22 protein-coding genes are annotated in these 23,613 nt (G+C 45.4%); 7 read left to right on the top strand and 15 right to left on the bottom strand.

Features of this window, described 5'->3' with window-relative positions; translation table 11 throughout:
* Window positions 1-280: 280 nt before the first annotated feature.
* From xseB to dxs, 3 genes are read left to right on the top strand one after another with little or no spacing between them, the layout of a single operon-like run.
* Window positions 281-523: an exodeoxyribonuclease VII small subunit gene (gene xseB, locus ACFI6J_RS12790; protein WP_014976981.1), complete on the top strand. Its 243-nt coding sequence runs from the start codon at window positions 281-283 to the stop codon at window positions 521-523.
* A 29-nt stretch (window positions 524-552) separates the two neighbouring features.
* A complete protein-coding gene (locus ACFI6J_RS12785) occupies window positions 553-1,443 on the top strand; it encodes a farnesyl diphosphate synthase (RefSeq protein WP_014950084.1) in 891 nt (296 codons plus the stop codon).
* Between the two features lie 32 nt (window positions 1,444-1,475).
* Window positions 1,476-3,356, top strand: a complete 1,881-nt coding sequence (gene dxs / locus ACFI6J_RS12780; RefSeq protein ID WP_014976982.1) for a 1-deoxy-D-xylulose-5-phosphate synthase — start codon at window positions 1,476-1,478, stop codon at window positions 3,354-3,356.
* Window positions 3,357-3,491: 135 nt separating this feature from the next.
* Here the strand turns inward: dxs and ACFI6J_RS12775 are convergent, their stop codons facing one another.
* The 10 genes from ACFI6J_RS12775 to lpxD form a co-directional block, all read right to left on the bottom strand.
* Window positions 3,492-3,992, bottom strand: a complete 501-nt coding sequence (locus ACFI6J_RS12775; protein ID WP_014950085.1) for a phosphatidylglycerophosphatase A family protein — start codon at window positions 3,990-3,992, stop codon at window positions 3,492-3,494.
* Between the two features lie 41 nt (window positions 3,993-4,033).
* Window positions 4,034-4,999 (bottom strand): thiamine-phosphate kinase, encoded by a 966-nt coding sequence (gene thiL, locus ACFI6J_RS12770; protein WP_014950086.1) that lies wholly within the window; start codon window positions 4,997-4,999, stop codon window positions 4,034-4,036.
* 48 nt (window positions 5,000-5,047) lie between these two features.
* Entirely contained in the window at window positions 5,048-5,470 is a 423-nt protein-coding gene (gene nusB / locus ACFI6J_RS12765) for a transcription antitermination factor NusB (RefSeq protein ID WP_014950087.1), read from the bottom strand.
* Window positions 5,471-5,482: 12 nt separating this feature from the next.
* Window positions 5,483-5,956 carry a 6,7-dimethyl-8-ribityllumazine synthase gene (ribH, locus tag ACFI6J_RS12760; protein ID WP_014950088.1) on the bottom strand — a complete coding sequence of 158 codons (474 nt, stop codon included), beginning with the start codon at window positions 5,954-5,956 and terminating at the stop codon, window positions 5,483-5,485.
* Window positions 5,957-6,130: 174 nt separating this feature from the next.
* Complete coding sequence (gene ribBA, locus ACFI6J_RS12755; RefSeq protein ID WP_014950089.1) at window positions 6,131-7,231, bottom strand: bifunctional 3,4-dihydroxy-2-butanone-4-phosphate synthase/GTP cyclohydrolase II; 1,101 nt, start codon at window positions 7,229-7,231, stop codon at window positions 6,131-6,133.
* Window positions 7,232-7,251: 20 nt separating this feature from the next.
* Window positions 7,252-7,914, bottom strand: coding sequence for a riboflavin synthase (locus ACFI6J_RS12750; RefSeq protein ID WP_014950090.1), 663 nt, complete (start codon window positions 7,912-7,914; stop codon window positions 7,252-7,254).
* Window positions 7,915-7,934: 20 nt separating this feature from the next.
* Window positions 7,935-9,074 (bottom strand): bifunctional diaminohydroxyphosphoribosylaminopyrimidine deaminase/5-amino-6-(5-phosphoribosylamino)uracil reductase RibD, encoded by a 1,140-nt coding sequence (gene ribD / locus ACFI6J_RS12745; RefSeq protein ID WP_462586191.1) that lies wholly within the window; start codon window positions 9,072-9,074, stop codon window positions 7,935-7,937.
* A 50-nt stretch (window positions 9,075-9,124) separates the two neighbouring features.
* Window positions 9,125-9,574 carry a transcriptional regulator NrdR gene (gene nrdR, locus ACFI6J_RS12740; RefSeq protein ID WP_012517538.1) on the bottom strand — a complete coding sequence of 150 codons (450 nt, stop codon included), beginning with the start codon at window positions 9,572-9,574 and terminating at the stop codon, window positions 9,125-9,127.
* A gap of 98 nt (window positions 9,575-9,672) precedes the next feature.
* Window positions 9,673-10,929 (bottom strand): serine hydroxymethyltransferase, encoded by a 1,257-nt coding sequence (gene glyA, locus ACFI6J_RS12735; RefSeq protein ID WP_014950092.1) that lies wholly within the window; start codon window positions 10,927-10,929, stop codon window positions 9,673-9,675.
* Window positions 10,930-11,083: 154 nt separating this feature from the next.
* The gene (gene lpxD, locus ACFI6J_RS12730; protein ID WP_014979776.1) at window positions 11,084-12,112 is read right to left on the bottom strand and encodes a UDP-3-O-(3-hydroxymyristoyl)glucosamine N-acyltransferase; all 1,029 of its coding nucleotides are present in this window, start codon (window positions 12,110-12,112) and stop codon (window positions 11,084-11,086) included.
* A gap of 292 nt (window positions 12,113-12,404) precedes the next feature.
* Here lpxD and ettA point away from each other — a divergent pair, with 292 nt between their 5' ends.
* The gene (gene ettA / locus ACFI6J_RS12725) at window positions 12,405-14,072 is read left to right on the top strand and encodes an energy-dependent translational throttle protein EttA (protein ID WP_014950094.1); all 1,668 of its coding nucleotides are present in this window, start codon (window positions 12,405-12,407) and stop codon (window positions 14,070-14,072) included.
* Between the two features lie 210 nt (window positions 14,073-14,282).
* Entirely contained in the window at window positions 14,283-14,690 is a 408-nt protein-coding gene (locus tag ACFI6J_RS12720; RefSeq protein ID WP_014950095.1) for a PilZ domain-containing protein, read from the top strand.
* Between the two features lie 108 nt (window positions 14,691-14,798).
* Here the strand turns inward: ACFI6J_RS12720 and radA are convergent, their stop codons facing one another.
* Complete coding sequence (gene radA / locus ACFI6J_RS12715) at window positions 14,799-16,166, bottom strand: DNA repair protein RadA (protein ID WP_014950096.1); 1,368 nt, start codon at window positions 16,164-16,166, stop codon at window positions 14,799-14,801.
* Between the two features lie 190 nt (window positions 16,167-16,356).
* Here radA and ACFI6J_RS12710 point away from each other — a divergent pair, with 190 nt between their 5' ends.
* The gene (locus ACFI6J_RS12710) at window positions 16,357-18,882 is read left to right on the top strand and encodes a PilZ domain-containing protein (RefSeq protein ID WP_278345506.1); all 2,526 of its coding nucleotides are present in this window, start codon (window positions 16,357-16,359) and stop codon (window positions 18,880-18,882) included.
* Window positions 18,883-19,053: 171 nt separating this feature from the next.
* On the opposite strand, the gene serB is transcribed toward ACFI6J_RS12710, so the two are convergent.
* A complete protein-coding gene (serB, locus tag ACFI6J_RS12705; RefSeq protein ID WP_039231744.1) occupies window positions 19,054-20,037 on the bottom strand; it encodes a phosphoserine phosphatase SerB in 984 nt (327 codons plus the stop codon).
* Between the two features lie 118 nt (window positions 20,038-20,155).
* Between serB and ACFI6J_RS12700 the strand changes: the two genes are divergently transcribed.
* Window positions 20,156-20,872, top strand: coding sequence for a hypothetical protein (locus tag ACFI6J_RS12700; protein WP_014950099.1), 717 nt, complete (start codon window positions 20,156-20,158; stop codon window positions 20,870-20,872).
* Window positions 20,873-20,889: 17 nt separating this feature from the next.
* Here ACFI6J_RS12700 and ACFI6J_RS12695 read toward each other — a convergent pair whose 3' ends face one another.
* The 3 genes from ACFI6J_RS12695 to era all read right to left on the bottom strand — a co-directional run bounded on the left by ACFI6J_RS12695 (window position 20,890) and on the right by era (window position 23,604).
* Window positions 20,890-21,711 (bottom strand): TatD family hydrolase, encoded by an 822-nt coding sequence (locus ACFI6J_RS12695; protein WP_278345505.1) that lies wholly within the window; start codon window positions 21,709-21,711, stop codon window positions 20,890-20,892.
* A gap of 115 nt (window positions 21,712-21,826) precedes the next feature.
* A complete protein-coding gene (pdxH, locus tag ACFI6J_RS12690; protein WP_014979782.1) occupies window positions 21,827-22,465 on the bottom strand; it encodes a pyridoxamine 5'-phosphate oxidase in 639 nt (212 codons plus the stop codon).
* A gap of 227 nt (window positions 22,466-22,692) precedes the next feature.
* The gene (gene era, locus ACFI6J_RS12685) at window positions 22,693-23,604 is read right to left on the bottom strand and encodes a GTPase Era (RefSeq protein ID WP_014950102.1); all 912 of its coding nucleotides are present in this window, start codon (window positions 23,602-23,604) and stop codon (window positions 22,693-22,695) included.
* Window positions 23,605-23,613 lie beyond the last annotated feature (9 nt).

Below are 23,613 nucleotides of genomic sequence, written 5' to 3'. Positions count from 1 at the left end.
GCAAAAGCGCAGCTTTGTCTTTTTTCTAAACTAAAATACCTAGCGCTTTTTCAGCGCCTTACTTTTTCCTTCACAGTAAATAACACGGTTACTTCTGAAAGGTTAGTGAACCCTGCATCGAATATAGCACAATTTGCTTGTATGTTGCCTTTTGAACTGGATGAAAAAAAAGCTATGTTACTGTGATATAGGCGATATACGGACAAACCATTTGACCCTTGTGCAACCCTCGGTTAATGTGCGCGGTATACGTATTTTGGCCACTATATTGAGTGTTTTTATGACGACAGAAAAAGCATCAGCGTCTTTTGAAGAAACTTTATCAGAACTAGAAGCTATCGTTAACGAAATGGAAAGCGGTGATCTGCCTCTTAATAAAGCACTAGAAAAATTTGAGCGCGGTATAGCACTTTCCCGCCAAGGCCAACAATCTCTTGAAAACGCCGAGCAAAAAGTAAAGATACTGCTCAGTGAACAAGGCGAAGAAACGCTCCATCCTCTTCCTGAAAGTGAACAGCCATAAATCGTTCATTTTTAACTAACAGGCAATCTATGAATTTTTCTGCTTTGCATCAGCAAGTTAAACAGCAAACTGATGCATCTCTTCTTACATTAATTGACGAATTACCCGATTACGCGCCGCGCTTGAAAGACGCAATGCGTCACGCCTTACTTGCTGGCGGTAAACGGATGCGGCCACTACTTGTTCAAGTAGTAGGTAACACCTTAGACGTGCCCAAAAAAGACCAAATGGCTATTAGTATGGCCATTGAATGTGTGCACGCCTACTCGTTAGTCCACGACGATTTACCAGCCATGGACGACGACGACTTGCGCCGCGGTATGCCAACCTGCCATATCGCCTTTGATGAGGCTACCGCTATTTTAGCTGGCGATGCGCTGCAGGCACTTGCATTTACAGTGTTAGCTGATGCGCCATTAAGCACGTATGCTGAAACAAAGCGTAGCCAGTTACTGTCTGTACTTGCGAAAAGTGCGGGTTACATAGGTATGTGCGGTGGGCAAGCTATCGATTTAGCCAGCACCGGCAAAACCATCTCGCTAGAAGAACTAAAACAGCTGCATAGATTGAAAACCGGTGCATTGTTAAAAGCCTGCGTAGAAATGGTCGCCATTGTTAGTGAAGGCTTACTGCCTCAAACTAAAATTGACTTAATGGCTTATGCCGCGGATATTGGGCTAGCTTTCCAAGTTCAAGACGATATTTTAGATGTGGAAGGCAGTAGCGAAAAATTAGGTAAGCCCGCGGGGTCAGACGAAGCGTTAGGGAAAAATACCTTTCCAGCCAAACTTGGTATTACAGGCGCTAAACAAGAATTAGAAATGCTTCACGATAATGCACTTCAAGCATTGGCGCGTTTACCCTACAATACTGACAGTTTAATTGCGTTTAGCGAGCTTTTGGTAAAACGCGACCATTAGCCACGCGCCATGTTGAAAAAGATAATAAGTACATGAGTTTAGATCTCCAACATTACCCAACGCTTGCGCTTGCGCAAACACCCGATAAATTGAGGCAGTTGCCCCAAGACAAATTACGCGAGCTCGCCGATGAGTTGCGTGAGTACTTACTTAACAGCGTAAGCCAAACTAGTGGGCACTTTGCATCTGGTTTAGGCACAGTGGAACTGACCGTCGCTTTGCACTATGTGTACGACACCCCTTTCGATCGATTGCTGTGGGATGTAGGTCACCAAGCTTATCCGCACAAAATCCTTACAGGCCGTGCAGAGCGCATGAGCACCATTCGCCAAAAGAATGGTCTGCACCCTTTCCCATGGCCGCCTGAGAGCGACTACGACACCTTTGCAGTTGGTCATTCGTCTACATCGATTAGTGCAGGGCTGGGCATGGCTGTGGCTGCCGAAAAAGAAGGCAAAAACAGAAAGGTTGTAGCGGTAATTGGCGACGGTGCAATGACCGCTGGTATGGCGTTTGAAGCCCTTAATCACGCTGGTGATATCAAGAAAGACATGGTAGTTGTACTTAACGACAACGAAATGTCTATTTCTGAAAACGTAGGGGCGTTGAACAGTCACTTAGCTCGCTTGCTTACAGGCAACTTTTTCAACTCTATACGCGATGGCGGCAAAAAGCTGCTAAGCAATGTACCTCCTATTAAGGAGTTTGCCAGCCGTGCAGAAGAACACATTAAAGGCATGGTTGTCCCGGGCACGATATTTGAAGAGCTTGGCTTTAACTACATTGGCCCTATCGATGGCCACGACGTAAATGGTGTTGTCGATACGCTACGCAATATGCGCAAGTTTGACGGCCCGCAGCTACTTCACGTAGTCACCAAGAAAGGTAAAGGTTACGCGGTTGCTGAAGAAGACCCTATCAAGTTCCACGCGGTACCAAAATTCAATCCGGCTGACAACGCTTTGCCAAAATCTAAGCCTTCAGCCCCTACCTACTCTGCAATCTTTGGGAAATGGCTGTGTGATATGGCGGCACAAGACCCTAAGCTAATGGCGGTAACGCCAGCCATGCGCGAAGGTTCAGGCATGGTTGAGTTTTCTCAGCGTTTTCCAGAGCAGTATTTCGATGTTGCGATTGCTGAACAGCACGCGGTGACCTTTGGCGCAGGCCTTGCCAAAGACGGTATGAATGCGGTTGTTGCTATTTATTCGTCGTTCCTGCAGCGCGCCTACGACCAGCTCATTCACGATGTGGCGATTCAAGACTTACCCGTATTGTTTGCCATTGATAGAGCCGGTATTGTTGGCGCAGATGGCCCTACTCACCAGGGGGCGTTTGATATCGCTTTCCTTCGCTGTATTCCGAATATGGTGGTTATGGCTCCTTCAGATGAAAATGAATGTCGTCAAATGCTCTACACGGGTCACAAGCTACAAAAACCAGCTGCTGTTCGTTACCCTCGCGGTGCTGGCATGGGTGTCACGCCTGACGAAGCTATGACAGAGCTTGAGATTGGTAAATCTCGTACGTGTCGAGAATCATCAAAAGGCAAGTCTGAAAGTATCGCCATTTTAAACTTTGGCTGCCTACTGCCCTACGCGCTTGAAGCTGCAGAGGCGATTGACGCTACCGTTATCGACATGCGTTTCATTAAGCCGTTAGACGGCGACGCAGTATTAAAAGCTGCCAGTGAGCACAGTGCACTTATTACGTTGGAAGACGGCTGTATTATGGGGGGAGCTGGCAGTGCGGTGCTTGAACACCTACAGCAAAATGGCGTATTAAAAGCGGTGAAGATGTTAGGGCTGCCTGATAGCTTTATATTGCAAGGCACTCAGCAGGAAATGTACAAAGAGCACGGCTTAGATGCTGAAGGTATTATTGCGGCGGCTAGCAGTTTAAGCGCTAACTAATTAAGCTTTAAAATCATTACTAAGACATTAAAAAGCCCGCTATTTTGCGGGCTTTTTCGTAAATAGTTTGCTCACCGTCAACTGGCTTTCCTTTGAGGTAAGTCTAACAAAATGGCGGCGAATATTCGTAATGAATTAAAACAAAGCCAATGCGGCAGGCCAAAACGCTATTAGTAAATGTAGACAACCGCATGCCATGGCGCCAGCGATAAGATCATCAAGCATAATGCCTGTACCGCCGTGTAAGCGCTTATCTATGATACCTATTGGCCAAGGCTTCAAGATATCGAAAAGCCTGAATAGAACAAAGCCTACAAGTAAAGAGGACGCTGAAATAGGTACAAACAGAAAGGTCACAAACATGCCCGCTATTTCATCCCACACTATAGAGCCATGATCGTGAACCTGCATATCGTCAGCAGTCTTGCCACACAGGTAAATGCCTACAACTGAGAATATCAGCGTAAGCGCGATAAAGGAAATTAGGGAAATCTGGCTACAGGCAATAAGTAGGGGCAACGCAGCAAGTGAGCCAAAGGTTCCCGGCATGAAAGGAATAAGTCCACTGCCAAAACCTAGTGCAAGAAAATGCACGGGATTTTTCATACTCACTCTAGCGCGAAACTCAGCCTGCATGCTTTTTCCTTTTTATTGCTTTTGTCGGACAAATAGGCCGCCTAAAAGGCGTGCTCGTAACCTGACACGTTAACAGGTGTGTACTTTTCGTTGTCTTTGAGCAATGAAAGTGTGCCGTTATGACCGGTTAATTGGCCAATACATGTGGCTTTCACGTTTGTGCTTGCCAACGAGGTTTCAAGACTTCCGCGCTGCTCTTCACTTACAGTGAAGATAAGCTCATAGTCATCGCCTGCAGACAGCGCGTATTCGATAGCTTGCTCTGGTGTAACCGCGCTTGTTAATGCTCGTGACAACGGTAAACGCTCTACATGAACATTTGCACCGCAATTAGACGCTTTTAGGATATGACCTAAATCTGAAATTAAACCATCAGAGATATCAATGCACGACGTTGCAATACGTCGGATAGCTGTGCCCACCGCTACGCGAGGAGTTGGGAAGTAATGACGATTTACCAAGACATCTTTCGCTTCACCGCTTACACTCAGCTTATTTTGCAGGATGTCTAAACCTGCACCTGCGTCACCAAGCGTTCCTGTGACATAAAGCCAATCTCCCGGCTTAGCGCCGCTACGCGTTAGCTCAGAACCCGGCGGTATAAAGCCTTGAGCTGTAATCGTGAACGCCATTGGACCTTTAACCGTATCGCCACCGATTAGCTGTACAGAATAGTACTGAGTTAGCTCATAAAGGCCCGAAACAAAGTCATCTAGCCAAGCTTCGTCCACTTCCGGTAATGACAGAGATAAGCTAATCCACGCTGGCTCTGCGCCCATTGCGGCAAGGTCGCTTAAGTTTACCGCCACTGTTTTATACGCAACAGACTTCGCCGGTGCGTCTTTCAAAAAGTGCACACCTGCAACCAGGGTATCTGTGGTAACGGCAAGCTGTTGGTTTTCAGGAACCGTTGTTACAGCACAGTCATCACCAATACCAATAACAACGTCTTTGCGTTTGTGGCCGCTGTTTGAAAAGTAGCGGCCGATAAGATCAAATTCTTTCACGGTAATTTTTAAACCCTTTTAGCGGCAGTCCATGCCGCCACGGTAAGGTTAGTCGCGCTCGTCTTTGCGCAATGTGCGCACTGCTTTGTCCAGTGCACCATTAATGAACTTGTGACTTTCTTCAGCACCAAATGCTTTAGCAAGCTCAATCGCCTCATTAATAATTACGCGGTAAGGGACGTCAATGCGCTCGGTCAGTTCCAGCGTCGCAATGCGCAAGATTGCTTTTTCAATAGCGTCTAACTCTTCAGGCAAACGGCCAAGGTAAGGCTTGATGGTCGTATCAAGTTTACTTGCGTTGTGTGCAACACCGCGAAGCAGAGCTTGGAAATACGCCATATCTACCTTTTGCATGTCGTTACTGGTGGCTAGCGCCAGTTCAACCTGCTGAATATCGTTGTGACTCATTTGCCATGAATACACGCCTTGCAGAGCGAGTTCACGGGCTTTACGACGAGCTGAAACTTTCACTTAATGTTTACCTTAAAGCTTTTCAACAGCATCGATAACGTTAACCATTTCCAGCGCACCAAGTGCAGCTTCTGCACCTTTGTTGCCCGCTTTGGTTCCTGAACGCTCGATAGCCTGTTCAATTGAATCTGTTGTAATTACGCCAAATGATACGGGTACACCGTATTCAAGAGAAACTTGCGCAAGACCTTTGTTGCATTCGCCTGCTACAAAATCAAAGTGTGGCGTACCACCACGAATAACCGCACCTAGTGCGATGATGGCGTCAAATGACTTTTTCTCAGCTAATTTCTTCGCTACTACAGGTAACTCGTAAGCACCAGGTACACGTACTAACGTGATATCGTCATCACTCACTTCACCGTGACGCTCTAGTGTATCTAGTGCACCTTCAAGTAAGCTTTCAACTACAAAGCTATTAAAGCGTGATACAACGATAGCAAATTTCTTACCGGTTGCTCTGATATTACCTTCAATTACCTGCATGGATTCATTCCTCGAGAAAAAACGGCGCGAAGTATACCACAACTGCGCCCAAACTAAATCGATTGTTTCTTTAACTTCAACTATTCGTAAACGGGTACGTTAGCTTGACTCAATGTGGGAAGGGAGTGCTGGTCGCAAACCCTATCCACTTTAGCTCCGCCCTACAGCTAAGTACTAGTCGTGCACGTACTCCACTACTTCAAGGCCGTAACCTGAAAGTGCGTGATATTTAATTGGCTTACTAAGAAGACGCATTTTGTGTACGCCCATTGATGCTAGAATTTGACTGCCTACACCAATAGTGCGTGACGATCCCTGCCAGTCAGCGCCAGTGGGACGTTCGCCTCGGTCTTCTGCGGCAAAGCGGCGTACCTGACTTTCAATATGCTCTTCTTTACCTAATAGCACCAATACGCCACCGTCTTCTGAAATTTTGCGCATGCCATCTGCAAGCGTCATTGAGCGATGAATACCGCGGGTAGACCCAAGAAGATCACTAAACGTATTGTGAAGATGTACACGTACAAGTGTCGGCTCATCTTCTTTAATTTCGCCTTTTTTAAGTGCGAAATGAAGTTGGTTGTCGATGCTGTCTTTAAACGTGTGAAGCTCGAAGTCACCATACTCGGTTGGCATATTGCATTGAGCGACCTTTTGAATGGTGGTTTCGTTGAGATTGCGATATTCAATTAAATCAGCAATGGTGCCGATTTTAAGATTATGTTTTTCAGCAAACTTTTCTAGTTCTGGACGACGGGCCATCGTGCCGTCTTCATTGAGGATTTCTACAATAACCCCAGCAGGCTCTAACCCTGCCAAACGCGGTAAATCTACACCAGCTTCAGTGTGACCTGCGCGGTTTAACACGCCACCGTCTTTAGCAATTAGCGGAAAAATATGACCCGGCTGTACAATGTCTGTCGCTTTCGCGTCTTTCGCTACAGCAGCTTTAATGGTTGTTGCGCGATCTGCCGCCGAAATGCCTGTAGTCACGCCGGTTGCCGCTTCAATAGACACAGTGAAGTTGGTAGAAAACTGTGCTTCGTTTTTATCCACCATAAGCGGAAGATTCAGGGTGCGACAGCGCTCTTGCGTCATTGGTAAACACACTAAACCGCGAGCGTGGGTTACCATAAAGTTAATGGCTTCAGGCGTCACATGCTCTGCCGCCATTATCAAATCGCCTTCATTTTCCCTGTCTTCGTCATCCATCAAGATAACCATTTTACCTTGGCGAATGTCTTCAATAATTTCTTGTGTAGTGTTAAATGCCATGTTGTGTGCTTCTTGTAGGGTTATTTTCTTAAAAATCCGTTCTCGGCAAGAAATGCCATGTCAATGCCTTTGCTTTTTGGCTCGGCAGCTTTGTCGCCCAGCATCAATCGCTCTAAATAGCGCGCAATAACATCAACCTCTAGGTTCACCGCTGTGCCCACTTTATAGCTTCCCATAATGGTTTCTTGCAATGTATGAGGAATGATCCAAAGCATAAATTCTGCGCCATTAACTTCGTTAACAGTTAAGCTGATACCATCAACGGTGATACTGCCTTTATGCGCAATATATTTAGCCAAGGCTTCTGGCGCTTTTACCCAGAACTCTACGTAGTCTGAGTGCTTAATGATTTGTGTAACCTCGCCTACACCATCAACGTGACCGGAAACGATATGTCCGCCTAAACGGTCGCTTGGACGCATCGCTTTCTCAAGATTCACCGTAGAGCCTGCGCTGTAATGTGCAAAGCCCGTTAATTTGATGGTCTCTGCCGACACATCTGCACAATAATAATCGGGGCCCATATCAGTAACTGTTAAACAAACACCATTGGTCGCAATACTGTCGCCGAGTGCGACATCAGACATATCAAGCGTAGGCGATGAAACGGTAAGTCGAATATCGTTGCCACGGTTATCAAGCTTCTTGATTGTACCTAGCGCTTGAATAATTCCTGTAAACATAAAGTTCCTCTTTAATCGCGTTAACCACGGGTGTTGCTAACATCAGGACGGAAGATAAGCTTAATATCGTTACCCACTTGACGATTTTCAATAAGCGAAAGCGAAATACATTCATTTAGCGACGTGAACGCGGGTAAATTAACCATACTGACTCCCTTATCACCTAAAAGCTTAGGCGCTTGGTAGCAAATAAGTTCATCCACCAGCCCTTCTTGCAATAATGCACCGGTAAGGCCTGGGCCTGCTTCCACCCACACTTCATTATATTGCTTATCGCCTAGTGCTGACATAAGTGAATGTAAATTGAGTTTACCGTCTTTTTCGTCCAGTTGGAGATAGTGCTGAGTAGCGGTGTCTGGGTGAGCCTGTGACGTCGCCGTGAACGTAATATTGCCGTCGTTAAAAAGTGTGTAGTCTCTACTAAGCTTACTTTTGCTATCTACAACCACACGTGCTGGCTGGCGGATATGATCTAGTGGATACTTTTCAAACTGAGCCTCTTTTTCACGAACTAAGAGGCTAGGATTATCAGCTTGTACCGTACCCGAACCCGTCAATACTACGCAACTTTGTGCACGATACTGTTGCACATCCCGCCTTGCTTCTGCACCAGTAATCCACTGACTTACCCCATTTTGAAGGGCTATTTTTCCATCTAGGCTAATGCCTAATTTCACGCGAACAAAGGGCCTACCGGTAAGCATGCGTTTAATAAACCCAGGGTTTAGCGCTGCGGCCTCAGCAGCCATCACTTCGCTTACCACTTCGATGCCTGCTTCCTGCAGAATGCTAATACCGTTACCGCATACGTTTGGATTCGGGTCGGTCATAGCAATAACAACACGCGCTACCTTTGCTTCTACCAAGGCAACAGCGCAAGGCGGTGTGCGACCAAAATGACTACAAGGTTCAAGTGTAACGTATGCCGTCGCGCCCTTTGCGCCCTGCGGACGTGCGTTAGATGCTTGTCTTAATGCATGCACTTCGGCATGGGGTGTACCAGCTTGAATGTGATATCCCTGACCGAGCAATTGATTGTTTTCGTCAACAATTACACAGCCTACGCGAGGGTTAGGAGAAGTGGTAAAACGCCCTTGTTGGGCAAGCTGAATGGCTTTTGCCATCCAAAAATAATCGTTTTTAACCGTATCGTGGTTCACTTGGATTCCTGTTGTAGCCCTAAGTGTCTGATGTTTGAGAGGTCGCCGACTTAATCTCCTAATCGTGCAATCTCTTCTCCGAATTCACGAATATCTTCGAAAGAGCGATAAACGGAGGCGAACCGGACATAAGCAACTTTATCGAGTTCTTTGAGGGCTTTCATAATTAGGTTGCCGAGCAATTCACTGCTCACTTCGCGTTCACCGGTTGCGCGCAACTGTGACTTAAGTGAGAGGATACATTGTTCAACTTTTTCTGTGCTCACAGGGCGCTTTTCGAGTGCGCGTTGCAAGCCTGCACGAAGTTTATCTTCGTTAAACGGTTCACGAGAACCATCGCGTTTAATAACGCGAGGCATCACGAGTTCGGCACTTTCAAAGGTCGTGAAGCGCTCGTGACACACCATACATTCACGGCGTCTACGCACCTGTTGCCCTTCTGCAACCAAACGAGAATCAATGACTTTTGTTTCTTGTTCTGAACAAAACGGGCAAAACATGAATAATCCTTAAATATTGCGTACTTAGATATCTAAATTGAACCTAGACTAGTTAGTCCAGCATTAGTACCAAAGTACGCAATAAAACACAAACCTATTTATTTATAAACAGGGAATTGTGCGCAAAGTGCAACCACTTCGTCTTGAACACGTTTGATAACAGACTCATCGCCCATGTTATCTAGAATGTCGCAAATCCATGTTGCAACTTGCTTAGCTTGTTCTTCTTTGAAACCACGGCGAGTAATCGCTGGGCTACCAATACGAAGACCGCTGGTTACAAATGGTGAACGCGGGTCATTTGGCACTGAGTTTTTGTTTACCGTAATATTTGCGGCACCAAGTGCTGCGTCAGCATCTTTACCGGTAATGTCCTTGTCGATAAGGTCAAGAAGGAACAAGTGGTTGTCAGTACCGCCAGAAACGATGTTATAACCGCGCTCTTGCATTACAGAAACCATAGCTTTCGCATTTGCAACAACCTGCTGCTGATACACTTTAAATTCTGGCTGTAGTGCTTCTTTGAATGCAACCGCTTTAGCTGCGATCACGTGGCAAAGAGGGCCACCTTGGTTGCCTGGGAATACAGAGCTGTTTAGCTTTTTGTAAATCGCTTCATCGCCGCATGAAGAAAGGATTAAACCACTACGTGGGCCAGCAAGGGTTTTATGAGTAGTCGTTGTTACCACGTGAGCGTGAGGAAGCGGGTTTGGATAAACGCCCGCTGCTACAAGTCCTGCTACGTGCGCCATATCTACGAGCAAGTAAGCGCCAACGCTATCAGCGATTTCACGGAATTTTGCCCAATCAACAATGCCAGAATACGCAGAGAAACCACCGATAATCATTTTCGGCTTGTGCTCTTTAGCAAGTGCCTCAACCTGAGCGTAATCGATTTCACCGGTTTCTTTGTTCAGACCATACTGAACAGCATTGTAGGTTTTACCAGAGAAGTTTACGTGTGAACCGTGAGTAAGGTGACCACCTTCAGAAAGGCTCATTCCCAATACCGTATCGCCTGCGTCAAGTAGTGCCATGAATACGGCAGAGTTAGCTTGTGAACCAGCGTGCGGTTGAACGTTCGCGTAGTCTGCACCGAATAGTGCTTTTGCACGATCGATAGCAAGTTGTTCAACAACGTCTACGTGCTCACAACCACCGTAGTAACGCTTGCCTGGGTAGCCTTCCGCGTACTTGTTAGTAAGCTGCGAACCCTGTGCTTCCATTACACGTGGGCTACAGTAGTTCTCAGAGGCAATTAGCTCTATGTGATGTTCTTGACGCTCAACCTCTTTAGACATTGCATCGGCTAATTCAGGATCGAAGTCGGCTATATTCATTTCGCGAGAAAACATGGGGGCTCCTTAACTGCGGTTTTTATATGGCGTTACGCACTGATTGCTCAAATTCGAGCCATATTCTAGTCATTTTCGGGGGCTTGTATACCGCTTTGTGACCAAATTAATATAAATGGCGCAGGTTTAACGAAATACCTGCGCCAGCGCGAGATCAGACCTGTTTTTCCAGGGCTTTAACACGGTCAAATAAACTACCAATTTTGGCAAGGCGAACCGTATTTTTGCGCCAGTCACGGTTGGTTTGTGCTGGCTGGCCAGAAGAATAAACACCCGGTTCAGTGATATCTTGTACAATCATGGTATAGCCAGTCACCTGAACATTATCGCAAATGCTAATATGGCCATTAATGCCCACTCCACCACCGATAATAACGTGCTTGCCGATATGACAGCTACCAGCAATACCTGTAGCGCCGCAAATACAAGAGTGATCACCAATAATACAGTTGTGGCCAATTTGTACTTGGTTATCGATAATAACGTTAGTGCCTAAAATCGTATCTTCCATGGCGCCGCGGTCAATGCTGCTGCTTGCGCCAATCTGACTGTCGTCACCAATGCGAACCGACCCTGTTTGTGGAATAGGGATCCAAACGCCTTTATCGTTTGCATAACCAAAGCCTGCCGCACCAATCACCGTTTGGCTATGAATTGTCACGCGCTTACCAATTACTACGTCATGATAGATAGTTACGTTCGGGTGAATAGTACAGCCTTCACCAATATGGGTGCCTCTACGAATAACCGTATTCGCGCCTACAGTAACTCTATCGCCTAAAACCACGTTCTCTTCAATGATTACATTGTGGCCTAGCGATACATCACTGCCGATGCGGGCAGATGGCGCAATTACCGCTGACTCAGCAATACCTGTCGCTACCGCAGGGGTAGTATCAAACAACTGAGCGATGAGGGCGAACGCTGCATGAGGGTTTGCTACAACCAACGCTGGAACTGGGCTATCATCTTTTAAGTTTTTGTGCAGAATTACCGCACCAGCCTGAGTATCTTTTAACTGCGGCTTGTATTTAGGATTGGTCAGAAACGAAATTTGGTGCGATGCTGCACCAGATAACGTACCTACTGCAGAGATAGTAATGTTTCCATCGCCCTGCACTTCCCCACTTACATGTTTGGCAAGCTCTTCCAGACTGTATGTGCGTTTACTCATAGCGGTCATCATAATTACCTGTTCAGAGATATGAATAGTGTTGAGTCTATCGCTTTGGGTTCTTTATTGCTGTTTGCTAGCTCACCCTAAAGCCCATGTTTACTCATGCTTATAAAAACAAGTTTACCTTAAATCAACTCGCCAACCGATGCATAAATCGATCTTTTTGGCATGAGTGATTAAAATATCGCCAAGCACAAATACACTAAGCGTAAGTAACTGGCACAAACTACCCTGTTACGAGTAGAATAGACCACAATCACTTTTTTATTTTTCACCGCTTATTCAGCGAGGATAGAGCATGGCGCAATACGTTTACAGTATGCATCGCGTGGGCAAAATCGTCCCACCTAATAGACACATTCTAAAAAATATCTCACTTAGCTTTTTCCCAGGCGCCAAAATTGGTGTGCTAGGTCTAAACGGTGCAGGTAAATCTACCTTACTTCGCATTATGGCCGGCGTAGATACCGACATCGAAGGTGAAGCGCGTCCTCAACCGGGCTTAAAAGTGGGCTACCTTCCACAAGAGCCTCAGCTTGATGAAACAAAAGATGTTCGCGGCAATATAGAAGAAGCCGTAGCCGACGTTAAACACGCATTAACTCGCCTAGATGAAGTATATGCAGCTTATGCAGAAGCAGACGCTGATTTTGACGCCCTTGCAAAAGAGCAAGGTGAGCTAGAAGCCATTATTCAAGCCAAAGATGGCCACAACTTAGAAAATGCATTAGAGCGTGCTGCTGATGCCCTTCGCCTTCCAGCGTGGGATGCGGACGTTAGTAAACTATCTGGTGGTGAACGCCGCCGTGTAGCGCTGTGCCGCCTACTTCTAGAAAAGCCTGAAATGTTGCTTCTAGACGAACCCACTAACCACTTAGACGCAGAATCAGTCGCATGGCTAGAGCGTTTCCTTCACGATTATGAAGGTACGGTAGTCGCTATTACCCACGATAGATACTTCCTTGATAACGTTGCAGGTTGGATTTTAGAACTTGACCGTGGTGAAGGTATTCCGTGGGAAGGTAACTACTCTTCTTGGTTGGAGCAAAAAGAAAACCGACTTGAGCAAGAAGAGCGTACCGAAACGGCGCGTATGAAGAGCATGAAACAGGAACTTGAGTGGGTACGCTCAAACCCGAAAGGTCGTCATGCTAAAAGTAAAGCTCGTATGGCCCGCTTTGAAGAACTATCTACCAGCGATTACCAAAAGCGTAATGAAACCAATGAGCTTTTCATTCCACCAGGTGAACGCTTAGGTGACAAGGTTATTGAAGTAAGCAACCTTAAAAAGTCGTATGGCGATCGCGTACTTATCGACGACTTAACGTTTAAAGTACCAAAGGGTGCCATTGTAGGTATCGTAGGCCCTAACGGCGCTGGTAAATCAACCTTGTTCAGAATGCTTACCGGTGCTGAGCAACCTGATTCAGGCACCATCGATTTAGGTGAAACCGTTCAAATTGCTGCGGTAGAACAGTTCCGCGACCACATGAACGAAAACAATACCGTGTGGAAAGAAATTTCTGACGAACAAGATATCATTCGCATTGGTAACTTTGAAATTAACAGCCGCGCCTACTGCAGCCGTTTTAACTTTAAAGGCACCGACCAGCAGAAGTTCATCAAAGACTTGTCAGGTGGTGAGCGTAACCGTGTTCACCTTGCGAAACTGCTTAAAGCAGGCGGTAACGTATTGCTACTGGATGAGCCAACCAACGACCTAGACGTAGAAACACTTCGCGCCTTGGAAAACGCGTTGTTGGAGTTCCCAGGCTGTGCCATGGTTATCTCGCACGACCGTTGGTTCCTAGACCGTGTAGCAACACACATTATGGATTACCGCGATGAAGGTAACATCAACTTCTTCGAAGGTAACTACTCAGACTACGAAAGCTGGTTGAAGCAAGAATTTGGACAAGATGTGGTTGAACCGCACCGCCTTAAATATAAGCGTATGTCTAAATAACACAAATTCAGAGATGTAAGATCTGTATCTCTGCTTTACGCCTAAAGCCGCTATCGCTGATAGCGGCTTTTTTATTTGTTCGCTTTTCATTGCGAACCCACGCAAATTAGCCAATACTAATACCAGTCCGCATAGGTCATTACCCACTCAGTGGGCAATTATCTACGCGGACTGATATAACAGCGTTAATGATAACTGGGTATTTGAAAAATGACGGATAAGCGCCAATTTCAACGGGTGTCACTGAATGTAAATGGCACACTGGCACACAATGACGTTAGTATTGATGTGGTAGTCAGCGACGTATCGCTTCAAGGCATTAAACTTCAAGCTACCGAAACGGCGTTGTCACACTTACCTTTTGACAGTCACGACCCTTACACTGCTACCTTCCAAGCAAATGAAGACAGTCCTGTAATAACCCTTTCTATTTCGCAGTTGTATCGTCATGCCGACAGTAGAAAAGAACGGGTTTCATTAGGCTGTAAAGTTGAGCGAATGGATGTAGACAGCATTAGCGCCCTTCGCCGTTTAATTACTTTAAACAGCGACGACGCCAGTATTGAAGAGAAAGACCTGAATGCATTAGTTGATGCGGTTTATCAGGCGCCACATTAACCTTTAAAAAACGCGTTTCACTCGTTTAATGCAGGAAAGGCCCATTTAATAGGCCTTTCAATTTAACAGGCACCGTCAACACTTTACTTAAATGTTGAGCCTTCCGCATTACTCAAGCGCGTCTAACGCCTCAGATAAGCGCGCTACCGGCACCACTTTCATACCATTAATGGCTTGCTTAGGCGCATTGGCTTTTGGCACGATCGCCCGCTTAAAACCATGTTTCGCTGCTTCGATAATGCGTTCCGTTCCGTTAGGAACCGGGCGAATCTCGCCGGCTAGCCCGACTTCGCCGAATACAATTAAATCTCTGGGCAGCGAGCGATTTCTAAAGCTTGAAATCATGGCCAATAATAAGGCTAAGTCTGCACTGGTCTCTGATACTCTTACACCGCCTACCACGTTGACAAAAACGTCTTGATCGTTCATTTGCACATTGCCATGGCGATGCAAAACCGCGAGCAGCATCGACAAACGGTTCTGATCCAACCCTACAGCGATTCGCCTTGGGTTCGACATCTGTGAATAGTCTACCAACGCCTGTATTTCTACAAGTAACGGGCGGGTGCCCTCCCAGATAACCATAACGCTAGACCCTGGCGTTTCATTGTCACCTCGACTTAAGAATATGGCCGATGGGTTGCTTACCTCTTTAAGGCCTTTTTCTGTCATGGCAAACACGCCGAGCTCATTTACCGCACCAAAGCGGTTTTTATGACTTCGAAGCGTACGGTAGCGACCATCACTTTCTCCTTCCAGCATCATAGAGCTGTCGATACAGTGCTCAAGAACTTTCGGACCCGCCAAGTTACCGTCTTTTGTTACATGGCCAACAATGAACATAGCAATATGATTTTGCTTGGCAAAGCGTGTTAAATACGCCGCGCTTTCTCGTACTTGCGACACACTGCCTGGCGCAGACTGAACGTCTGACACGTGCATCACCTGAATAGAGTCGATAACCATAATTTTAGGCTTTTTCGTAAGGGCTAAATCGCAGATAGTTTCCACGTTTGTTTCGGCTAACATCATCAGCTTGTCGTCAGGTAGATTTAAGCGCTTTGCTCGCATGGCGACTTGCTGAAGCGACTCTTCCCCCGTGACATAAAGCGCGGTTTCACTTTTTGCCATCTGACACATTACTTGAAGCAGAAGCGTACTCTTACCCGCTCCTGGCGATCCACCAATTAACATAGCTGCCCCAGGGACTATTCCGCCCCCTAACACTCTATCTAGCTCTTTAAATGTTGACGAGAAACGCGGTAGTGATTCGAGATCTATTGCATTTAATGTCTCAATTTTGGCAGCGGTTTGCCCAGCATAGCCTGACGTGGTTTGGCGTGCGACACTTTTGGCACTTGCAACCACAAACTCACTTATCGTATTCCACGCTTTACACTCTGAACATTGACCTTGCCAGCGAGGGAACTCTGCACCGCAGTCAGAACACACGTAAGCAGTTTTACGTTTTGCCATATTCCAGTTTTATCCATTGCTTAAAAAGAGTATTCTAACACTTAACAACGGTGAATTAAGCACAAACCTAAGGTCAGTTCTCCTCCAGTAAAACTGGTACAAAAGTATAACGATTTTACGGGTTAATGAGTTTTGCTGATTTGCCGATAACAACTAAAATAATGATACTAAACAACAAAGTTGCGCATTCATGAGTCAAGATTTAAAGCAATATGCTGATATTATTGAACAGCTAAAGCCCATGGTTAATGAGCCTGAGTTTAACCAGGTATTGCTTCAAACTGCATCTGATGTGCCGAAAGAAAAGCGCTTCCTCATCAAAATGGAAGTGAAACGCCTAGCCAAACCCTGTATGCGCACCATAGACTTGCGTGGTCATGTTGACGGAAAGTGCAATAAATATGTACACGAAGGACGTAGCCATTACATGGATGACGTCGCTGTTGACAAGTTTGAAGAGCAGTTGAGGGTATTTGGCCGATATACTTACGGTGTTTACGAAGCGGTACAAAACACCGAAAACAACTTTCGCTTAATGCGCGAAAAAGAACTCGCACAAGAACGCGCTGATAAAGAAAATCCTGAACTCAAAAAGCGCTCAGCAGTATTGGAGCAGTTTAAAGTTCCTACCGTAAACCTGCTTGATTACAGACAGCGCAACACTGAACGCATGAACTTCGCTGTGGCGGTAGAATTATTTAATAGCGCCAATCAATCAATGCGCGGTTTGAGTGTTGATATATCTCTTGAAGGCTTACAGGTAAAACTCTCTAAAGACGCGTTTTTCAAAAAAGGAGAAACGCTGTTTATATTCTTTAGGGGCTTAGAGAATGAATTTGCCATGGACAAAAAGAATGGCATTGCATATAAGCTCGTAAAGATAATAACTAAAAACGATGTTAACTATCTTGCCTTGCAACGAGATAAAGAAAAGCCAAGCCCCGCATTCGACAAATTCTTAGAAAGCTTTATACACGGCAATAAACGCCGATATAAAGTTAATATGAGCAATACGATTGAGGCGATTACCAGTAAGATTTGTGAGCAGTACTTTTCGCCGCGTAGCCCCACGCTGCCGGTGTATATAGACGTCATTAATAAAACGCTGGTTCCCCGGTTTGCTATGGTTAACGAAGTGAACCGCGAAACCGTGCAGTATTGGCAAGACGAAGACGATAACTGTCGATTGAACTTCTTACTCACCCAGGAAAGGCTTATGCGCGTATTGCAGAAGTCAGAAGAAGTAAGAGAGATTTTCGTATTTAGTTTTACTCATTTGCAGAACGACAAGGTCTACTTTTACTCAGCGTCTTACGAGGAACTCTTGCAAAAAGACGTACTAACCCGAGTATTTTTAGGGTTTGGCTCTAAAAAAGCGAGTTGGCGGGTATTTAAAATAACCTTAACAGAGGTTGACCCTGAGCAGGCCCATATTCCGCTTTCCATTCCGGATTCTGTAGGTAATAAAGTTAAAAAACTGAACACTCCGCCATCGGCTCGACTAATGTCAAAGCTGAAAAACCTGCGATTCTTGGCACACGTAACCGATGTAACCTCAGTAACAGGGCAAGAGACCTACAACGAGTTTAAGTTTAATCGAGAAAACCTCTCTCATCTGCGAAATTTTGGGCATCCGCGCAATCGCGCTCCTTCGAATGTTCAGGTTGTCAGGTTTAAATATGAAGAGCAACGCATTGAAAGTCGCTATCAGCTGAGAACCCAAATTGAAGCTCGCTTCAATAATGAAGAACTGGTGCACAAAGGGATCAGCGAAGATATTTCGGTGCATGGACTTGGACTTCGTATAGAGTTGAGCAAAGAATATAAAGGTAATTTAGAGGGCAAAGTAGAAGTCGCCTTCCCTCGTCTGCAAGAAATTGCCAGTTCCTTTGATGTCATGCATTTGCAATACGAAATCATTTATCACAACGTCGACAAGAACATTCTTCATTTAAAAACTATGCCGGGCGACGAAGGCAAAAGTGCTAGAAACTTCTTTGAAGAACTGATTAAAAAGAACAAAGGCAGCCTTAAAGTAGAGAACGACGAAGAAGAAGTACCAGGCATGGGACAGGCGCTTCGTTGTATTAATGCGCGAAACGCTACTTCCCTATCCTTCTTAATGAGTAAGGAAGGTGTTCGCTACACTCCACAGGCTTGTATTGTCGGAAAGCAGGACGAACGCATAACCACCCTAACCACGCAATACGCCGAACGTGGGCAAGTGAATTTAGAGTTTCTCTTTAGAGACAGAAAACAAGATATACCTTTTGTACAAAGTGGCATTAAGGCCGTTAAGCTTGAAAATATGCCGTTGCGACAGGAATTATTTATCTCATTCGATGCATCACAAAAAGAGCCGCGAATGGCGATCATTCCTCGCTATTCCGATAAATTCGAAAATAACGAGCAGCGCCGAGCGTTTATTAGAGAAGCTATGGTTCGCGGCCAGTTCGTAGCTATTCATGTCATGCTAACCACAACTGGCAAGCCAGACATGACCATGCTGCAAACGGAAATCAATTACGTCACCATGTACGCCATGCACCGGGCCCGTGAGCTAGAGAAGAAAATGTGGAGTATTGCAGCGTGCTCTCACCTAGTCGATGTCACAGATGAAGTACTTATAAGATACGGCTTTACAGTGGAAGACATCACGGCAAATAAAACGTTAAAAAGTGCGGTTCAACCTAAAGCTATTGCGCGCAACGCGTAGTGAAATCGCAAAGCCTATCAATTTAAATGAGCCCGTAGGTTAAGACCCATCACGGGAGGATTTTAATCACAAGATTTTGGAAACTTGTGGCTGGTGAAAGGTAACCGATAAAGTGTGAAGCGCTAGTTTTATTGCCCCAAAACTAACGCTTGTATTACAGACTCTCGCTAACTACTTGTCTAGAAAATACAGAAGGCTATGTAAACTGCCAATGCGGATTGCCACATCCGCCTTTTCATTAACCAGTGGCTTACCGTGACACGCCACGCCTAGCGCTGATTCAGCCATCATGACCAAATCGTTAGCTCCATCACCCATAGCAACGGTTTGTTTGGCTGAAATTTGCCACTTCTCGGCAAGGGCGTTTACGGTTCGCGCCTTAACGTCTGCATTGACAATTTCACCCTCTACTTTTCCAGTCAGCTGCTCGTTTTTCACCGCAAGCGTGTTAGAAATGGCAAAATCGAGTCCAAGCCTTGCTTTTAGGTGGTCAGCGAAAAAGGTGAATCCACCTGAGGCGATCGCTAATTTCCAATTATGCTGTTTCAAGTGAGTAAGCAAGGCTTGAATGCCGGGCATGATAGGTATGCTGTCACGAATTTGATTAAGGTGACTAACTGGCACGCCTTCCAAGCAGGCCACTCTATGCGTTAAGCTATCATTAAACGCAATTTCTCCACGCATTGCCTTAGCGGTAACTTCTGCCACCTGCTCGCCAACACCCGCCAATTTAGCTATTTCATCGATACATTCAATCGCGATGACAGTGCTATCCATGTCCATGACCAGTAGTCCTGGCTCAGACAATGAGGGGCGAGAGCCCTGCAAACCAACATCAACATTATATGCCTTGGATACGTCGCCCAGCAGTGGCTTAATCTGCTCAAGTTCAGTGTTTTGCAAAGCACCTCTAATTTCTATTACATCATCCCCCATTTGCTTGTGTAAATGATGGAACGCAGCGCTAGAAGGAGTAAACACATCGTTGAGTTTAATTAAAACGCTGTGCAGTAGATAAGGTGTTACAGCTTGACCAATAACGGTTAACGTATGTGAATACGCACTGTCGTTGTGACTATTGCTAACTACATGAGACAAAAAAGAAGCTAAATGGATATCGTCATTATCGATATTATTAAGAAGAGTGTCTTTCATAACGCACACAGAAACTGCGGTGATTGGCAAATGGTGCTCTAATGCTAACCAATTAGGCTAACTAATAAAATATCTCCTTTTAAATTATTTCGAATTATCCTACTGTTAGGCAACCCTCGTGACTTTATGGAAAAGCGAATTGGTAGACGGGCTAAGCAAAGCAGCTTCACAAACAAAGAATGACTCGCATTCGTTGTACACAGTTCTAAAGCGATTGTTCCACACAATAGTAGTGAGTGCGGTGTTTGCTTTGATAGTGGTATTGCTTCTGTTATTCCAACAATACCAAAACGACTGGCTTACCGTGCAAACTCGCTTCTCTGGTGAGAGCATAGCAAGGCAGTATGCAAAACTGCTACAACCTGCCTTTATCGCTGACGCACTTTCGAATCAGGAAACTGAGAACAATGTAGATTCCGCGCTATCTGATACTCTCACTCAACGGGAGTATATTGAAAGTGTCGCCTCTATTTTGGTCGACGAGCCACACATTCTTGCCTTGTCTGTGTTTGATAAGGACGGGAGGTATATTGCTCCTTTGCCTCAAATTGCCAGTGTGGTGTCGATGAGTCAGTCGCAAAGTGTAACGCCGCTAACCTATGTTGGCGTTATCACTGACGATAATGAAAATTTACTAGGTTATGTGAATATTCACATGAACACGCAGGCTGTCCTCGAAAGTCCACTGACATTGCGTTACCAGCTTGCTCTTATTGCGTGTATTCTCGTCTTTTTAGCGCTCATGCTAGGTATTTACCTAACCCGGGCCTTTTATAAATCTCGCCCATGGTTTATTCAGGTAATCGAATCAAAAAGAAATAAAGAGAAGCGCTAGATAGCTAATTTGGAAGTCTATGCTTCACTTCCAGCATCAATATCAAATAGTCGAGTGTAGTTCGCTGTGGTGGTGGACACTATTTCTTTATGTGACATGCCATAGCGGTCGCTTATAACATCAACGACATCTGATAAATAACGAGGTTCGTTTGCTTCTCCTTGTCTACCGCACATGGGCATATCAGGGGCATCCGTTTCTAAAAGCAATTTATCAAAATGATGTTCTAACAAAAAACCAAGGGTGTTTCGTGTTTTTTGAGCACGCTCATAGGTAATCGTACCGCCTATACCTAGGTAAAACCCTCTTTCAATATACTCTTTGGCCGCTTCAATACTTCCTGAAAAAGCATGTACAACGCCTATACCTTGGTATTTGGTTTGCTTCAATGCTTCAACTAGCAGATGATGACTTTTTCTGTGATGTAAAATTACGGGTAACGATACTTTATCGGCAAGTTTCAAGTGGTTATGTAGCGCTTCCTTTTGAAGCGCTAATGGCACGCTTATATGCCCATCGAAACCTGTTTCCCCCAAGGCTTTTACCGAAGGGTGCAACTTAGCCGTAGCGTCTTCAAGTTGACGAAGACTCTCCTTGAGTGTTTGCTCTGGCTTTTCAAGCTCGCTGCCAGTCAAAAAATAAGGGTGAAGCCCAAGCGCAGTATCTATAGATAAAAGACTTTCGTAGCGTTCACTGAGCGCTTGTAACGCCTGCCAAGATTCGGGGTTAATGCTAGGCGCCATGATGCGAGTAATCCCTGCGGCTTTGGCACTTTCTAATGCAACTCTAAGATCTTTCTTTTGTGCAAGCAAGTCGAGATGGCAATGGCTATCAATCACGATTTAGACGCCTCCTTGTTACTTATCTCTCCGCACGCTATCTACAAGCTCAATAGTTAAACGGGCTCATATTCTAGAGAAGTAATTTAGCGGGAACGAAAGGTGAACTTATTCCCTACGGCATAAGGCGCTGTGTTACCCACGCGCCATCTTCAGTTTTGTTGTATTCAAAGCGGTCATGTAGCCTATCTTCTCCACCTTGCCAAAACTCAATTTGATGAGGCACGATCCTGAAACCGCCCCAAAAGTCCGGCACGGGAAGCTCTTTGTTAGCAAACTTATCTTTTAATTGCTTAAACTGGGTCAGTAGAAGCTCCCTGCTGCCAATAGGTTTGCTTTGTTTTGACGCGTACGCTGCTAGCTGACTGTCTTTCGGTCGCGAAAAGAAATAAGCAGCATTCTCAGAAACAGAAAGCTTTTCAACGCTTCCACATACACGAACCTGACGCTCCATAAAAAACCAGGGAAAATGGCACGACACTTTAGGGTTTACCGCTAACTCTTGTGCCTTACGGCTGCCTAAGTTAGTGAAAAACACAAAGCCCTTTTCACTGACATCTTTTAACAAAACGATACGCTGAGAGGGTTGGCCGCTGGCATCGACGGTGGCAACCGTCATTGCAGTAGGATCAGGAATTCCGGCGTCTATGGCGTCTTTTAACCATTTATCGAACATGATAAATGGACTTGAAGTAATATCTGACTCACTCAAACTGCCCTTTGAGTACTGCCTGCGCATATCTGAAATTGCCATATACCGCTCCTAAAAAGAAGTTGTTGTGCCTGCTAGAGATGTTGAAACCGAGTAAATAAACCACCGTGTAAATGCTCACATAAGCGCATCTAACTGAGGTAGTTGCCCACAAACCATACGGCTACGCCACTTGGCGAAAATGCTGACTCACTATCTTTGCTAATATAACGTGCTAATATAACGCCAGTTACAGCTAACTAGCGTTATAAAGATAATATTAGCGTGAACTAGAAGTTACTGTCGTCACCGTAACCTAGAGAGCGTAGAGCACGTTCATCATCAGCCCAGCCTTGTTTCACTTTCACCCAAAGTTCTAGAAATACTTTGTTGTCGAACAAGTTTTCCATATCTTTACGCGCTTGCTCACCAATGGTTTTCAAATGCTTTCCGCCTTTGCCGATGATCATGCGTTTTTGGGTTTCACGCTCTACCAAAATCAGACCGCTGATACGATAAACACCATTGTCTGCCATTTTGAATTGCTCAATTTCCACAGTAGTAGAGTAAGGCAATTCATCGCCAGTAAAGCGCATAAGCTTTTCGCGAATGATTTCAGCAGCCATAAAACGGCTTGAGCGGTCAGTAATGTAATCTTCTGGGAAGAAAAACTCACTTTTAGGTAGCGACTTGGCCACCAACTCTCTAATTTCGTCAACCATTCGGCCCTGTTTAGCACTGATAGGGATCATGTGCTCAAACGGGTGCTTTTCGCCAAGCTTTTTAAGGTGAACCATAAAGTTTTCTTTATCTTCAACCTTATCCATCTTGTTTACGATGAGATAGCAAGGAAGGTTTGCTTGTTTAACCTTACTTAATACCATTTCATCTTCGGCGTTGAATCGATCGCCTTCGACAACAAAAAGCACAAGGCCAACTTCAGCCAAAGAGCTTGATGCCGCGCGGTTCATGTAGCGATTAATCGCGCGCTTTTCGTCTTGGTGAAGCCCAGGGGTATCAACGTAAATCGCTTGATAATCACCGTCGGTGTCTATACCAAGAATACGGTGGCGAGTAGTTTGCGGCTTACGCGACGTAATACTTACTTTTTGACCTAGCAAGCGATTGAGCAAGGTCGATTTACCCACATTAGGGCGACCGACTATGGCAACTAGGCCACAGCGAGTTTGAATATCGGGCATTTCAGGCAA

It is taken from the genome of Alteromonas sp. G4i13 (assembly GCF_054960505.1).
Note: the sequence above shows the minus strand (reverse complement) of the source record. Positions and strands in the feature narration are given on the sequence as shown.